The following is a 15,524-nucleotide window of genomic DNA, read 5'->3' as shown; positions in this document are numbered from 1 at the left end:
CGAAGTCACGATGTCTTCCTCACTTGCCCGATCCCGCCCAACGCTCTCCGACTTGCGGGCCCCGCCCGCACGCGAACCCTTCCCGGCCCGCTGGGCTGGCTGCCGCGTTCCTGCCACGACGCCGGCGCCGCCCGTCGTCCCGGGGAGGCCCTTTTTCTTTCAGCGGGCCCGCGGGCCCGCCCAAGTTCCTCCCCGGCCGCGGCGGCCGGCAGCCTCGACGGCTTCACCTCCGTCCTGGCGCCGCAGGCCCGGACCGGGGAGGGCCAAACCCCATTGCGCATCGATCCGCGATGCACGCCTGCCCGGCAGCGTCGAATGCCGGCCATCGGAAAAGACGACAAATGAAATCCACCACCAGCCGTCGGCGCATGGCGCCGACGGGACGCGCCCGCTTAGAACGCGTTCCCTACACGCAGTCGCGCGCCCGGGCCATGGGCCCCGTCCCCGGCACGGACGAGGTTCTGTTCCTTCCGCTGGGCGGCTGTTCGCGCATTGGCATGAACATGACGCTCTACGGACACGCAGGAAAATGGCTGATTGTCGATGCGGGCGTCGCCTTCCTCGGCGACGAGGCACCTGGAATTGATGCCGTCATGGCTGATCCAAGCTTCGTCGAGGAGCGCATCGCCGACGTTGTCGGCATGGTCGTCACCCACGCCCATGAGGACCACATCGGCGCGATCCAGCATCTCTGGCCCCGTCTCGACTGCCCGATCTACGCCACCCCCTTCGCCGCCCACGTGATCCGCGAGCGGCAGAAGGAGGCAGGCACGGCTCGGCAGACCCGCATCCGCACCTTCGCGGTCGGCGAGGAGCTCGTCCTCGGTCCGTTCCGGATCGAAACGATCGCCATGACCCATTCTATCCCGGAGCCGGTCGCGCTTGCGATCCGGACGCATGCCGGGACCGTGCTGCACACCGGCGACTGGAAGTTCGATCCCGATCCGCTGGTCGGTCGGACGCCCGATATCGACGCTCTGCGGCGCCTCGGCGACGAGGGTGTGATGGCCATGGTGTGCGACAGCACGAACGCCATGGTCGAGGGCAGCACCGGCTCGGAGGCCTGTGCGCGCGACGGCCTGATCGAGGCCTTCCGCGGCCGGCGGGGCGCGATCGCGATCACCTGCTTTGCCAGCAATGTGGCGCGCATGAAGGCGGTCGCCGAAGCCGCAGCCGCCAATGACAGAAAGGTCGTCCTGGCCGGGCGCTCGCTGCTGCGCATGGAGCAGGCAGCGCGTACCTGCGGCTACCTGGACGGCGTTGCGCCGTTCCTCAGCCTGGACGAGGCCGCGGCGCTGCCGCGGCGTAACCTGGTGCTGATGTGCACGGGCAGCCAGGGCGAGGAGCGGGCCGCGCTCAGCCGCATCGCCCGCGGCGAGCACCGTTCGCTGCGGCTGTGGCACGGCGACACGGTGATCTTCTCGGCCCGGGCTATCCCCGGCAACGAGGAGGCCGTGAATGCGATCCGGCACCTGCTCGAGGGCAGGGGAGTGGAGGTCGTGACGCCGGGCGATGCCAAGGTGCACGTCTCCGGCCACCCTGCGCGCGAGGACCTGAAGCGGATGTATGGCCTGGTACGGCCCCGCATCGCGGTGCCGGTGCATGGCACCCTCGCTCACCTTGAGGCCCATGCGCGCCTCGCACGGGATTGTGGAGTCGAGCGGGCGGTCGTTCCGGAGGACGGCGACCTCGTCCGTATGGCTGCGGTCGGGACGCGGGTTGTCGGCCATGTCGAGCCGAAGCGGCTTGCCTTCGACGGACAGACGATCCTTCCTTGGGCGTTGCCTGCTGCGGAAGCGGATCCCGTCAACTCGGATAGCCGCCGGGCAGCCGCCTGAGCGGGCGCCGGGCAGGCCGCGAGGCTTTCCGATTGCCAGTCCAAAAAGAAGGCCGCCCCTTGGGGCGGCTTTTCTCTTTTGTCGGCCGGGGACTGCGTGCCGGCATCAGATCCGGCCAGCAGGAGTTCGCACCTCTCGCGGACGTGCGCGCACATTGCCCGAGGTCGCTCCGACCATCCCATAGGCACGCAGAAAAGCCTATGGGACAGCTCTGCCCCATAGGCTTCAGGAGAGGCTGCTGGGCCTCGCGGCCGAATGCGATCGCACCGGCTGGAACTGGAATGCGAAGGGCCGCCATCGGCCGGTGGCATGTGCCCAACCCTCATGACCTGCTCTTGCAGGTGGGAACCATGTTCCGGGACCTCGGTCCCGGAAGGGACAGCTCCCCGAGGAGATGATTATCGGCCAGGGGGTTCGTAGCGCCTATCGTACCAGGCAGCCCTCGCAGAGCAGGAAATGGCCCTCCCGGCGGCTCGTTTCAAGGTGCGGCGCGCACCCGGCAGGGGATGCTCTCCTCCGACGCGGCCTTGCAGATCCGATCGAAGACGATCGGATTGGTATTCGCGCCACAGGAGACGCTCGGCCCGTTCCCGATTTCGAGTTGGCCGAATGGGATCATGCTCTGTGAGCGGATCCGATGGAGCCGACATGCTTTCTGTTGGTTCCGATGGTCTTCTGGCGCCAAGAACTGGCGGCTGGTCAGGCACGTGATCCGCGGAGCTTCAGCGCGAGGATGGTTGAGCTCAGGATCAGGCTGAGCGCGCTGAAGACCAGGACGAAGGCTCCCTACGGCAAGTCCATAGCCCGTCCACAACAGAAGGCCGAAGGTTCGCACCGCGAACATGCGCAGGGAGATCGCCGCTGTCTCGCCCGTCCGCCAGCACTTCACGACCTGCGGGACGAAGCTGTAGGTGGAAAGGCAGCCAGCGATGAGCCCAATCAGCATGGGGACCACGGATTCCATGCCTCAGCGCCTCATCTCGTGACCCCGCCCCCGCAGCTTGAGCGCCAGGACGATCCCGGCGAACAGCAGGTTCAGCCCGTTAAAGAGGACGACCGGCATGCTGGCGATCATGAGGCCGTGGACGATCCAGAGGCCAAAGGCAACGAGCGAGACGAGGTACATGCGCCTTGAGATCGCTTCGGTGTCGCCGTCGTTCCACGCCTTGATCACCTGCGGGAGGAAGCTGAAGCTCGTGCAGATCCCCGCTATCACGCCCAGCGCCGTTGGCCACCACGCCTCCATGTCCGACCTCCGCACGATGGGAAACGTGAACAGCCGCTCGTCGTCACGGTTCCGACCGCCCGCCCGCGATATGCCCGCCGGGCGCACCCCCGTGGCGCTTGAGGGTCGCCAAGGCCTGCCCCGCGCCCCGGCCGGCCCTTTGCCACGACCTTGTTCTTCAAAGGCGATGGATCTGCAAAGGCGATGGATCTGCGGCTGAGCGGCTCGATATGACGCGCCGTGCCACGGCCCGTTTCCCGCCCCGCCATGCGGCTGCTCCAAGCCCGAGATGGGAGCGAAACCCGCCGCCCCGGCCTTGATCCTGGCGCATCTCGCGAGCTCAGCGGCCGGGTCGCCGTTTGTCTGCGATCCCGGCTGCGATCGTCCGGCAACCCCGGGCCGCCGAAGGCGGCGAAGCGCATCAGGCCATTTCTCCCGCCCACTTCAAATACTCGGGAAGCAGCCGGTGACGAACTTCACCTCGGACTGTTCCCGGTACAGCGGCCATGGACGAACTCGATCACGGCAGACGCCCGATCTCGACGGAACGAGCCGGAGGAGAGCAAGACCGGTCGCAGAACGGCAGCGGGAGCGGAAGGAGCGGCCGCCGCTGGGATCGAGAACCAGCGGAAGCCCAGTCGCCGTCGCCCGCTGCCACTTCGCCGGGGCCCCAGCCTCCAGCGGCCGGACGGCGTGCCATCACCTGGTTCCCCACTTCACGCCTGCCGAGCGGCATGTTCGGGTGGCGTATGCCAAGCGGGCCCTTCGGCTTCACGCCTGCGCGCCGTGTTGCCCGCCTGTCGCCCCCGGGCCTGCCGGAGCCGACGCAATGACAGCATTGGTGCCGGACGGACCCCGCCATGCCCTTCCTTCAGCTTGACCCGAGACTTCTTGAGACGCTCGAGAACCGCGGCTATGCGGAACCCACGCCCGTTCAGGACGCTGTGCTGAAACCGGAGACGGTCGGTCGCGACCTGCTGGTATCCGCCCAGACCGGATCGGGAAAAACGGTCGCATATGGGCTCGCCGCCGCGCCGGCACTCATGGATCCGGATGGCCGGACCGGCCGGCCGCGCCTGCTCGTCGTTGCCCCGACCCGCGAACTGGCGCTGCAGGTACGTGAGGAACTCGCCTGGCTCTATGCCGGATTCGGTGCGCGGGTGGTCGCCTGCGTCGGCGGCACGGACATGCGGCGCGAACGTCGAGCCCTCGGGATGGGGGTGGAGGTGGTCGTTGGCACTCCAGGGCGGTTGCGCGACCACATCGAACGCGGAAGCCTGGACATTGCTGCCCTGCGCACGGTCGTCCTCGACGAGGCCGACGAGATGCTCGACCTCGGCTTTCGCGAGGATCTGGAAGCCATCCTGGACGCAACTCCCACCGAGCGTCGCACATTGCTCTTTTCGGCGACAGTGCCACGCGGCATCGCGACGCTCGCGAAGCGTTACCAGCGCGGCGCGATGCGGATCGAAGCCACCGCGGGCGGCGAGCCCCACGGCGATATCGAATATCGTGCCATGCGAGTCGCCCCGCTGGAGGTGGAAAGGGCGCTCGTGAACGTGCTGCGCTACTTCGAGGCCAGGGGGGCCCTGGTCTTCTGCGCCACGCGCGAGACGGTGGCGCGCCTTCAGGGCAATCTGATGGAGCGCGGCTTTGCCGCCGTGGCTCTCTCCGGCGAGTTGAGCCAAGCCGAGCGGATCCGCGCGCTGCAGGCCCTGCGCGATGGGCGCGCGCGCGTCTGCGTGGCCACCGATGTCGCGGCTCGCGGCATCGACCTGCCGGACCTCGGCCTCGTCGTGCATGCGGATCTTCCGCGCGACGCGGCGACACTCCTGCACCGGAGCGGGCGGACGGGCCGTGCCGGTCGGAAGGGAACCTGTGTGCTGCTGGTGCCGCTTACGCGCCGGCGTGCCGCCGAGCGCCTGTTGGGCGAGGCGGGCGTCAAGGCTGCGTGGTCGAATCCGCCGACCGCCGACGAGGTCCGGGCGAAGGACCGCGAGCGGCTCGTGCATGAGGCCGCGACGCTGGCCGCAGAGGACGGTCTCGAGGAGGATCTCGCGACGGCCCGGATGCTGCTTGCCGCCTCGGGGCCGGAGGCGATTGCCGCCGCGCTGGTCCGCAGCCTGCGCGGGGCCCGCCCCGCACCGGAGGAGCTGTCATCCCTGGCCGACAGGTCTGCCGAGCGCAGCCGAATGGAACATCCCCGCGCCGCTGCCAGCTATGTCCTGTTCCGGGTGAACATCGGCCGATCCGCGAATGCCGACCCGCGATGGCTTCTGCCTTTCCTGTGCCGGCGCGGGCACGTCTCCCGGCACGAGATCGGCCGCATCCGGGTTCGTGCGCACGAGACCGAGTTCGAGGTCGCGGCCGCCGCGGCCCGGCGTTTCGCCGAGGCCGCCACCCGACCGCCTTCGCGGGACGACGGAGGAGACGGCGACGATGGCGATGTGCGGATCGCTCTTGTCGAAGCTGGACGCGCCTCCCCGCCGGGCGACATGCGCCCGCGCTTTCGTCCGCACCGGCCCCGCGACGGCCGGCAGCACGCGCCGGGATGACGGGGCGAGACTGGTGGGCCGTTCCGGATCCCTCCCGATCTTGGAACGGGCGTGAAGATCGGGCCGGCCCCGACGAAAGCGACCAGGGACGCCGGTTTCCGCGGCGAGGGACCCGAACCGCCGATCGGGTGCGGAAAAGGAGAAAGCCCCGGGGCGTTTCCGCACCGGGGCTTTCGTTCCTGCGGCTTTCAGGGCATCGCCCTGCGCCTTCAAGTGGTGGAGCCAAGCGGGATCGAACCGCTGACCTCTACAATGCCATTGTAGCGCTCTCCCAGCTGAGCTATGGCCCCGAAACTCTGTTGGGCCGGCCTGGGGTCCGGCGCCGTGGAGGCGGATATATCCCCAAACCCGCCCCCCTGTTCAAGAGGAAAATTCGGCCCCGGGCCGATTTTTCCGGGGAGCGCCGGCGGGCCCGCTCGGGAGCCCGCCTGCGGGAGGGGAAGGGCGCCCGGTGAACGGATCCCTTAGCGCTCCTCGTCCTCGCCGGGCTCGAGTTCGACATCGACCATGTCGTCCTCCTCGCCGAGCTCGGAGGCGTCCTCGAGCAGGACCTCGTCCTCCTCCTGGGCCTCGGCGTCGGCGTCCTCCTCCACGTCGAGATCGACGTCGGCATCCGCCTCCTCGGTCTCAGCCTCCTCGCGCTCCAGAACCTCCTCGTCCTCGGTGTCGACCGGGGTCTTGGCGCGGATCTCCTCGACCGGGGCCGGACGTGCGCGGCGAGAGCGCAGCAGCGCCTCGGGATCGAACTGCGTGCTGCAGTTCGGGCAGACCGGCGGGTCCTTGCGCATGTCGTAGTAGCGTGCCCCGCAATTCGGGCAGATGCGCTTGATGCCCCATTCAGCTTTGGCCACGGGGTTCCTCCGTCCGGCAGAAAAGCGGCAATTTCGAAGCGCCGTCCCATGCCACGACCCAAGGGAGATGTCAAACCAAACCGCGGCCGGCCAACGCGGCGGGGCAGGGCGCGTTCCTGCGCTCAGCCGGCCTCCGACGGGTCCGCGCCGCATCGGGCCATGGGCGCGCGGGCGGGCGCGTGGTAGAACCGCCGCGTACATGCCGGCGGCCCGACCCGCCGGCGGCCCCACGCCCAAGCCAACGCCCAAGCCCAGGTCCAGCGGCGCCGAAGGTCCAGCCATGAGCACCAGCACCGTCCCCCGGCCGCATCGCGCCCTGCGCTCCGGACCGGTCTCCGCGCCGCTCTCCGGCAGCGCCAGGGTGCCCGGCGACAAGTCGATCTCCCACCGCGCGCTGATGCTGGGCGCCGTCGCGTCCGGCGTGACCGAGATCCACGGCCTGCTGACGGGCGAGGACGTGCTGCGCACCGCCGCCGCCCTGCGCGCCCTGGGCGCCCGCATCGAAGCCGGCGCCGACGGGATCTGGCGCGTCGCGGGGGTCGGCGTCGGCGGGCTGGCCGAGCCCGAGGGCGTGCTGGACATGGGCAACAGCGGCACCGCCGCGCGCCTTCTGATGGGACTGCTGGCAACCCACCCCATGACGGCTTTCCTGACGGGCGATGCGAGCCTCGCGCGGCGGCCCATGGTCCGCGTCGCGGCGCCGCTGGAGCGCATGGGCGCGTCCTTCGTCGCAAGGGGCGGCGGGCGGCTGCCGCTGGCGGTGATCGGCACGGCACGGCCCATTCCCATCGCCTACCGGCTGCCGGTGCCCTCGGCCCAGGTGAAGTCGGCGGTGCTGCTGGCGGGCCTGAACACGCCCGGCCTCACCAGCGTGATCGAGGCCGAGCCCAGCCGCGACCACACCGAGCTGATGCTGCGCCATTTCGGTGCCACCGTGACGGCCGAGCGGATGGAGGACGGGGCGATGGCCGTCTCGGTCGCGGGCGAGGCCGAGCTGACGGGGCGGCCGGTGCGCGTGCCGGGCGATCCCAGCTCCGCCGCCTTTCCCGCGGTCGCGGCGGCGGTCCTGCCGGGATCCGAGGTGTTGCTGCCCGGCATCGGCGTGAACCCGCGGCGCACCGGGCTCTACGAGACGCTGCGCGAGATGGGCGCCGACATCGCCTTCGAGAACCTGCGCGAGGTGGGCGGCGAGCCCGTGGCCGACCTGCGCGTGCGCGGCGGCCGGCTGAGGGGCGTGGACGTGCCGGCCGGGCGCGCGCCCTCTATGATCGACGAGTACCCGATCCTCGCCGTCGCCGCGGCCTGTGCCGAGGGCGAGACGGTGATGCGCGGCCTGGCCGAGCTGCGCGTGAAGGAGAGCGACCGGCTCGCGACGATGGCCGCCGGGCTCGCGGCCTGCGGCGTTTCCTGCGAGGCCGGGGCGGAGACGCTGGTGGTGCGCGGGACGGGCAAGGTGCCCGGCGGCGCCACGGTCGCGACATCCATGGACCACCGCATCGCCATGAGCTTCCTGGTGCTGGGGCTGGGCGCGCAGGCACCGGTCGCGGTGGACGACGGGGCCTTCATCGAGACCAGCTTCCCGGGCTTCGCCGCCCTGATGAACGGCCTGGGGGCGCGTATCGGGCCGTCGGACACGGCGCCGCCCGCTTGACCCCCCGCTTGACCCCCCGCTTGACCCATGGCGGGGGCGCTCCCTAAATTCAGGGCATGATGCAGCGCCGCATGGGCCCAGGAAGGCGAATTATCGGCCCGGTCCTCTGAGGAGGGCCGGGAAATCCCGCGTCCACGCCGATGCTTCCCGATGATCCCCGGGGATGCGAAGCCTGGACGCGCCCGCCGCCGCGATGGTATCGCTGCCAGCCGCCCGCGACTCCGTCCTTCACCTCCGGGGCCGTCCCGGGGACATCCGCGCCTCTGATCCGCGCCGCATCGGACCCATCCCATGACCCGCGACTACAAGTCCACCGTCTTCCTCCCGCGCACCGACTTCCCCATGCGCGCCGGCCTCCCGCAGAAGGAGCCCGAGCTGATGAAGCGCTGGGACGCGCTGGACCTCTACGCGCGCCAGCGCGCCGACAGCGCCGGCCGTCCCCGCTTCGTCCTGCATGACGGCCCGCCCTATGCCAACGGCAACATCCATGTGGGCCACGCGGTCAACAAGATCCTCAAGGACGTGATCAACCGCTCGTACCAGATGCTGGGGCGCGATGCGCCCTACGTCCCGGGCTGGGACTGCCACGGCCTGCCGATCGAGTGGAAGATCGAGGAGAAGTACCGCGCCGAGGGCAAGGACAAGGACGAGGTGCCGATCCTCCAGTTCCGGGCCGAGTGCCGCGCCTTCGCCCAGCACTGGGTCAATGTCCAGACCGAGGAATTCCGGCGCCTGGGCGTGCTCGGCGACTGGAAGTCGCCGTATACGACCATGACCAACGCGGCCGAGGCGCAGATCGTCCGCGAGATCCACAAGTTCCTGATGAACGGCGGCCTCTACAAGGGCGCCAAGCCCGTGATGTGGTCGACCGTCGAGAAGACGGCGCTGGCCGAGGCCGAGGTCGAGTACCACGACCACACCTCGACCACGGTCTGGGTGCGCTTCCCCGTGGCGCAGGCCTCCGACCCGGCGCTGGCCGGCGCCGAGGTGGTGATCTGGACGACCACCCCCTGGACCCTGCCGGCCAACCGCGCCATCGCCTATGGCGAGGGGATCGAGTACGGCGTCTACGAGGTGACCGCCGCCGCCGAGGGCGCCCTGGCGAAGCCCGGCGACCGGCTGGTCGTCGCGGTGGAGACCTGGCCCGCCACTGCCGCCCAGGCCAAGGTCGAAGGGCGCGAGACCGCGCGCCTGCCGGGCGCGCGCCTTGCAGGAACCGTCGCCGCCCACCCGCTGGCAGGCTCCGGCTACGACTTCGCGGTGCCGCTGCTGCCGGCCGAGTTCGTCGAGGTCGAGACCGGCACGGGCTTCGTGCACACGGCCCCCAGCCACGGCGCCGACGACTTCGAGCTCGGCCGCCGCCACGGGATCGAGCCCACACAGATGGTCGGCGACGACGGCGCGTATCTCGAGCACGTCCCGCTCTTCGCGGGGCGACGCATCTTCACGCCCGAGGGCAAGCCGGGCGACGCGAACGAGGCGGTGATCGCGGCGATCCGGGAGCGCGGCAGGCTGCTCTCGCGCGGCAAGCTCGTGCACAGCTATCCCCATTCCTGGCGCTCCAAGGCGCCGCTGATCTTCCGCGCGACGCCCCAGTGGTTCATCTCCATGGAGACGAACGGGCTGCGGCAGACCGCGCTGGACGCCATCGAGGCCACTACCTGGGTGCCGCCCCAGGGCCGCAATCGCATCCATGCGATGATCGAGAGCCGGCCCGACTGGTGCATCAGCCGCCAGCGCGCCTGGGGCGTGCCAATCGCGCTCTTCGTGTCCAAGCGCGACGGCCAGCCGCTGCGCGACCAGGCGGTGCTCGACCGCATCGCCGACGCCTTCGAGGCGGAGGGCTCGGATGCCTGGTACGCCCGCGAACCGCAGTTCTTCCTGGGCGAGTCCTACCGCGCCGAGGAGTACGAGCAGGTCTTCGACATCGTCGACGTCTGGTTCGAGAGCGGGTCGACCCACGCCTTCGTCCTGGAGAAGCGGGACGAGCTCGGAACGCCGGCATCCCTGTACCTCGAGGGATCCGACCAGCACCGCGGCTGGTTCCACTCCTCGCTGCTGGAAAGCTGCGGGACACGCGGCCGCGCGCCCTATGACGCGGTGCTGACCCACGGCTTCACGCTCGACGAGCAGGGCCGCAAGATGTCCAAGTCCCTGGGCAACGTGGTGGCGCCCCAGGACGTGGTGGCCCAGTACGGGGCGGACATCCTGCGCCTGTGGGTCCTCGGCTCCGACTTCACCGAGGACATGCGGGTCGGGCCCGAGATCCTGAAGTTCCAGGCCGACCTCTACCGCCGGCTGCGCAACACCCTGCGCTACCTGCTGGGCGCGCTCGCCGAATGGCGGGACGAGGAGCGGCTCGGCCATGCCGAGATGCCCGAGCTGGAGCGCTGGGTCCTTCACCGGCTGGCCGAGCTGGATGCCGAGGTCCGCGGCCGGATCCAGGCCTACGACTTCAACGGGTTGTTCACGGGGCTGCACAATTTCTGCGCCACCGACCTGTCGGCCTTCTATTTCGACATCCGCAAGGACAGCCTCTATTGCGACCGCCCCGACGACGTCCGGCGCCGGGCGACGCGGACGGTCATGGACTATCTCTTCAACTGCCTGACCGCCTGGCTGGCCCCGGTGCTGTGCTTCACCGCCGAGGAGGCGTGGCTCGCGCGCTACGGCAACGATCCCGAGGCCCTGCCCAGCGTGCATCTGCGCACCTTCCCCGAGGTGCCGGGCGCCTGGCGGGACGAGGCGCTGGCCGCCCGCTGGGAGGCCGTGCGCACGGTGCGCCGCGTGGTCACCGGAGCGCTGGAGCTTGAGCGCGCCAACAAGACCATCGGCTCGTCCCTGCAGGCCTCGCCCACGGTCTACCTGCCGGAGGCCCTGGCCAGGGCGGTCGAGGGCGTGGACTTCGCCGAGGTCGCGATCACCTCGGAGATCCTGATCGTCCAGGCCGAGCCGCCCGAGGGCTCCTTCACCCTGCCCGAGGTGCCCGAGGTCGGGGTCATCTTCGCCCCCGCCGACGGCGCGAAGTGCGAGCGCTGCTGGCGCGTCCTGCCCGAGGTCGGGACCGTGGCCGAGCACGACACGCTGTGCGTGCGCTGCTCGGACGCCGTCGAGCACCTGCCGGAGGCCGCGGAATGATCGAGGCCGGGACGGCGGGAAGCTTGCCGCGGCCGCGGATCGCGATGGGCCTCGCCGCGGCCCTGGTCTGCATCCTGCTGGACCAGGCCAGCAAGTGGTGGATCCTCGAGGTGGTGATGCAGCCGCCCCGGGTGATCGAGGTCACCTCCTTCTTCAACCTCGTCCTGGCGTGGAACCGCGGGGTCAGCTTCTCGCTGTTCTATTCGCACCACGACGCCATGCCCTGGGTCCTGTCGGCCCTGGCGCTGGGGATCGTCGCCTACCTGCTGAACTGGCTGCGCAGGGCCGAACGCGCCTGGACCGCGCTGGCCCTCGGGCTGGTGATCGGCGGGGCGCTGGGCAACGTCATCGACCGGGTCCGCTTCCAGGCCGTGGTGGACTTCCTGGACGTCCATGCCGCCGGCTGGCACTGGCCGGCCTTCAACGTGGCCGATGCCGGGATCTGCGTCGGGGTGGCGATGCTGGTGCTCGACGGCTTGTTTGTCCGGCCCGAAAAGAGCTAAAGCTACCCGCGAGAACCGGCCGCCATTCGCGGCGCCATCCTATTCTGGACCCCACATGAAGCTCCGCCTCGCCTGCCTCGCGCTGGTCGCCCTGGCCCTAACCGGGTGCAGCGGCGTGCGATCGATGTTCGGGCTGGACCGCAATCCGCCCGACGAGTTCCGGGTGGTCCAGCGCGCCCCGCTGGAGATGCCGCGCCAGCTCGACCTGCCGCCGCCCCGGCCGGGCGCCGTGCGCCCGCAGGAAGGAACGGCTGCCGACCAGGCGGCGGCGGTCGTGTTCAGCCAGGCCGCGGCGGGCGGGCCCGCCGCAGGGCTGGGCAACGGCCAGGGGCTGGGAACGGCCTCGCTGAGCGGGCTGGGCGGCAACGGGTCCGACGGAGCGGCGGCGGCCTCGGCCGCGGGGCTCGCCGCCCTGCGCGGTCGGCAGGCGCCGACCACCGCATCGCCCGCAGAAAAGGCCTTCCTGGCGCGCGCCGGCGCCGAAAGGGCCGACCCCAACGTGCGCACGGCCGTGAACCAGGAAGCCCTGACCGACGTGGACTCGGGGAAAAGCTGGCTGGACACCATCCTGTGGTGGCGCACGCCCGACCAGCCCGGCACCGTCGTCGACCCCACCCGCGAGGCCCAGCGCCTGCGCGGCGTTTCCGCCGCGGGCCAGGGGGTGACGACGGGCGAGACGCCGCAGGTCCAGCGCCGCAGGCGCGCGCCGCTGGAAGGGCTGTTCTAGACCAAACCCGTGCGGGGCGCCCGGCGGGCACCCGCGAGGGCGCACGCCGGGGCTTGTTCTCAAGCCTTGTTCTGGGGCGGGGCGCGTCCCACCTCCGTCCCCAGGTCGCGACCAGGAGGAGGCGTGCGCCCCGTGAAGCCCATACCGACGCTTGCAGCCCTGATGTTCCTCGCCGCGGCCCCGGCGGGCGCCCAGGCCCCGCCATCCCCGGCGCCCGCGCCGCCGGGGCAGCCCGCCCCCGCCCAAGCCTCCGCCACCGCGCAGCAGGGCGTCTTCTTTCCCGAGATCTTCACCCTGCAGAACGGCATGCAGGTGGTCGTGGTCACCAACCGCCGCGTGCCCGTGGTCACGCACATGGTCTGGTACAGGACCGGCGCCGCCGACGAGCCGCGCGGACGCTCGGGCATCGCGCATTTCCTGGAACACCTGATGTTCAAGGCGACCGACGAGCTGGCCGCGGGCGAGTTCTCGCGCATCGTCGCGCGCAACGGCGGGCGCGACAACGCCTTCACGAGCTGGGACTACACGGCCTACTTCCAGAACGTCGCACGCGACCGGCTCGAGCTCGTGATGAAGATGGAGGCGGACCGGATGGCGGATCTCCGCCTGACCGACGAGGTCGTGCTGCCCGAGCGCGAGGTGATCATCGAGGAGCGGCGCCAGCGGACCGAGAACTCGCCCTCGGACAAGCTCAGCGAGCAGCTCCAGGCGGCGCTGTTCGTGCACCATCCCTACGGCACCCCGGTCATCGGCTGGGAGTCCGAGATGCGCAAGCTCGACCGCGAGGCGGCCGAGGCCTTCTACCGGACCTGGTACGCCCCCAACAACGCGATCCTGGTGGTCGCGGGCGATGTCGACGCCGCCGAGCTGAAGCCCCTGGCGGAGCGCTACTACGGCGCGATCCCGGCGCGCCCCGTGCCCGCGCGCGTCCGGGTCGAGGAGCCGGTCCTGACGGCGGAGCGGCGGGTGATCCTGCGCGATGCCGAGGTGCGCCAGCCCTCGCTGCGCCGGCTCTACCAGGCGCCGTCCTACCGGGCGGGCGCCAAGGAGCACGCCTACGCGCTGCAGGTCCTCAGCGAGATCCTGGGCGGTGGGGCGACCAGCCGGTTGCACCGCGCCCTGGTGCTGGACCAGCGGCTCGCCGTCGGGGCGGGCAGCGGCTATTCGCCGACCGCCGTCGACCTCGGCATCTTCGGCCTTTACCTGACACCGGTGCCGGCCGTCGACCTCGACAGGCTGGAGGCCGCCATGGACGCCGAGATCGCGAAGCTGCTGAAGGAGGGCGTCACGGCCGAGGAGGTCGAGACCGCCAAGCTGCGCATGCAGCGCGAAGCGATCTTCGCGCGCGACAGCCTGCAGGGGCCGGCCCAGACCCTGGGCGCGGCGCTCGCTACCGGCGGAACCGCCGAGGAGGTCGAGCAGTGGCCGGCGCGCATCGGCGCGGTCACGCCCGACCAGGTGATGGCCGCCGCCCGCTTCCTTCTGACCCAGACCGGGTTCGCGACGGGCATCCTGCTGCCGGCCGAAGGATCGGCCGTGGCCGGCGCGCCGCGCCCGGGCACCGCCGCCTCGGCCGGCGGCGCGGCCTCGCCCGCCGCCCCATCCGCCGCCGGAGCCGCCCAGGGAGCCGTCCGATGAGATCCGTCCTTCGCACCGTCGCCGCGGCCGGGGCGCTGCTTCTGGCGCTGCTCGCCCCCGCCTCGGCCTTCGAGGTCGAGCGCGTGATCAGCCCGGGCGGCATCGAGGCCTGGCTGATTCGCGACCAGAAGATCCCGATTCTCTCGGTCCAGTTCGCCTTCGAGGGCGGCGCGGTCGCGGACCCCAAGGGCAAGGAGGGGCTCGCCAACCTGGTCTCGACCCTGCTGGACGAGGGCGCAGGCCCGCTGGACAGCCAGGAGTTCCAGCGCCGGATCGCCGATGCGGGGATCACGCTCGGCTTCTCGGCCTCCTCCGACGCCTTCTTCGGGAACCTGAAGACACTGGTCGAGACCGAGGACGAGGCCGTCGAGCTGCTGCGCCTGGCGCTCACCGCGCCGCGCTTCGACGCCGAGGCCGTCGAGCGCATGAAGCAGGCGGTCGGCAGCCAGATCCGGCGCGACCAGGGCGATCCCGACACGATCGTGCGCCAAGCCTTCTACGCCCATGCCTTCCCCGACAGCCCCTACGGGCGCCGCGCCCGCGGCACGCTGGAGAGCGTCGCCGCCATCGGCGCGGAGGACCTCCGGGGCTTCGTGCGCGACCGCCTCGCCAAGGCGAACCTGAAGATCGGCGTCACCGGCGACATCACGCCCGAGCGGCTCGGCGGGCTGCTGGACAGGGTCTTCGGCGGGCTTCCCGCCCAGGCGGCCCCGCTGGAGATCGGCGAGGTCGTGCCCAGCACCGCCGGCGAGACGCTGGTGGTCGAGCGGCCGACCGCGCAGAGCATCGTGCTGATGGGCCAGCCCGGCCTGAAGCGCCGGGACCCCGACTGGTTCGCGGCCTCGCTGATGAACTACGTGCTCGGCGGCGGCAGCTTCAGCTCGCGCCTGATGAACGAGATCCGCGAGAAGCGCGGGCTCACCTACGGCGTCTACAGTTATCTGCTGCCCTTCGAGAACACCGCGCTGATGATGGCCAGCGGGTCGACGGCAAACCCGAACGCAGGCGCCATGATCGGCCTGCTCAGGGAGGAATGGCGCCGCATGGCGGAGCAGGGACCGACCCAGGAGGAGCTCGACGACGCCAAGACCTACCTGACGGGCTCCTTCCCGCTCCAGTTTACCGGCACGGACCGTATCGCCGAGGTGCTGCTCCAGGTCCAGCGCGACGATCTCGGCATCGACTATCTCGACCGCCGCGACGCGCTGATCCAGGCGGTGACGCTGGACGACGTGCGCCGCGTCGCCCGCGAGCTCCTGCAGCCCGGCAAGCTGATGACCGTGGTGGTCGGGCGGCCGGAGGGGCTGCAGGGCGCGACCGTGATCCAGCACGGGAGCTAATGCCGCGTCCGGTGGATCGCCATGCGGTGAATCGCCGTGTGGTGGATCGCCGTGCCAA

Annotated in this window: 11 protein-coding genes, 1 tRNA gene and 1 other RNA gene; 8 read left to right on the top strand and 5 right to left on the bottom strand. The window is 70.9% G+C overall.

Annotation, left to right across the window (positions count from 1 at the left end):
- Positions 1-341 precede the first annotated feature (341 nt).
- Entirely contained in the window at positions 342-1,838 is a 1,497-nt protein-coding gene (locus JUB13_RS07145; protein WP_236024761.1) for a ribonuclease J, read from the top strand.
- 284 nt (positions 1,839-2,122) lie between these two features.
- On the opposite strand, the gene ssrS is transcribed toward JUB13_RS07145, so the two are convergent.
- The 3 genes from ssrS to JUB13_RS07130 form a co-directional block, all read right to left on the bottom strand.
- A non-coding RNA gene (gene ssrS, locus JUB13_RS07140) (6S RNA) lies at positions 2,123-2,283 on the bottom strand.
- 33 nt (positions 2,284-2,316) lie between these two features.
- Positions 2,317-2,802, bottom strand: coding sequence for a SemiSWEET family sugar transporter (locus JUB13_RS07135; protein ID WP_207478081.1), 486 nt, complete (start codon positions 2,800-2,802; stop codon positions 2,317-2,319).
- 3 nt (positions 2,803-2,805) lie between these two features.
- Complete coding sequence (locus tag JUB13_RS07130; RefSeq protein WP_207478080.1) at positions 2,806-3,084, bottom strand: SemiSWEET family sugar transporter; 279 nt, start codon at positions 3,082-3,084, stop codon at positions 2,806-2,808.
- Between the two features lie 839 nt (positions 3,085-3,923).
- Here JUB13_RS07130 and JUB13_RS07125 point away from each other — a divergent pair.
- Complete coding sequence (locus tag JUB13_RS07125; protein ID WP_207478079.1) at positions 3,924-5,618, top strand: DEAD/DEAH box helicase; 1,695 nt, start codon at positions 3,924-3,926, stop codon at positions 5,616-5,618.
- A 214-nt stretch (positions 5,619-5,832) separates the two neighbouring features.
- On the opposite strand, the gene JUB13_RS07120 is transcribed toward JUB13_RS07125, so the two are convergent.
- Positions 5,833-5,908 (bottom strand) — tRNA-Ala (locus JUB13_RS07120).
- A gap of 174 nt (positions 5,909-6,082) precedes the next feature.
- Complete coding sequence (locus JUB13_RS07115; RefSeq protein WP_207478078.1) at positions 6,083-6,469, bottom strand: TIGR02300 family protein; 387 nt, start codon at positions 6,467-6,469, stop codon at positions 6,083-6,085.
- A 280-nt stretch (positions 6,470-6,749) separates the two neighbouring features.
- Between JUB13_RS07115 and aroA the strand changes: the two genes are divergently transcribed.
- The 6 genes from aroA to JUB13_RS07085 all read left to right on the top strand — a co-directional run bounded on the left by aroA (position 6,750) and on the right by JUB13_RS07085 (position 15,466).
- A complete protein-coding gene (gene aroA / locus JUB13_RS07110; protein WP_207478077.1) occupies positions 6,750-8,120 on the top strand; it encodes a 3-phosphoshikimate 1-carboxyvinyltransferase in 1,371 nt (456 codons plus the stop codon).
- A gap of 291 nt (positions 8,121-8,411) precedes the next feature.
- Positions 8,412-11,258: an isoleucine--tRNA ligase gene (ileS, locus tag JUB13_RS07105; protein WP_207478076.1), complete on the top strand. Its 2,847-nt coding sequence runs from the start codon at positions 8,412-8,414 to the stop codon at positions 11,256-11,258.
- Complete coding sequence (lspA, locus tag JUB13_RS07100; protein ID WP_207478075.1) at positions 11,255-11,761, top strand: signal peptidase II; 507 nt, start codon at positions 11,255-11,257, stop codon at positions 11,759-11,761. The genes ileS and lspA overlap by 4 nt, the downstream gene beginning before the upstream one ends.
- Before the next feature lie 55 nt (positions 11,762-11,816).
- The gene (locus JUB13_RS07095) at positions 11,817-12,488 is read left to right on the top strand and encodes a DUF3035 domain-containing protein (protein WP_207478074.1); all 672 of its coding nucleotides are present in this window, start codon (positions 11,817-11,819) and stop codon (positions 12,486-12,488) included.
- Positions 12,489-12,620: 132 nt separating this feature from the next.
- Positions 12,621-14,126 carry a M16 family metallopeptidase gene (locus tag JUB13_RS07090; RefSeq protein ID WP_328702883.1) on the top strand — a complete coding sequence of 502 codons (1,506 nt, stop codon included), beginning with the start codon at positions 12,621-12,623 and terminating at the stop codon, positions 14,124-14,126.
- Positions 14,123-15,466: a M16 family metallopeptidase gene (locus JUB13_RS07085; RefSeq protein ID WP_207478073.1), complete on the top strand. Its 1,344-nt coding sequence runs from the start codon at positions 14,123-14,125 to the stop codon at positions 15,464-15,466. The genes JUB13_RS07090 and JUB13_RS07085 overlap by 4 nt, the downstream gene beginning before the upstream one ends.
- Positions 15,467-15,524 lie beyond the last annotated feature (58 nt).

The sequence above is a fragment of the Arenibaculum pallidiluteum genome (assembly GCF_017355985.1).
In the GTDB taxonomy this organism is placed as follows: domain Bacteria; phylum Pseudomonadota; class Alphaproteobacteria; order Azospirillales; family Azospirillaceae; genus Arenibaculum; species Arenibaculum pallidiluteum.
This window is presented reverse-complemented; position numbering and strand designations above follow the sequence as displayed.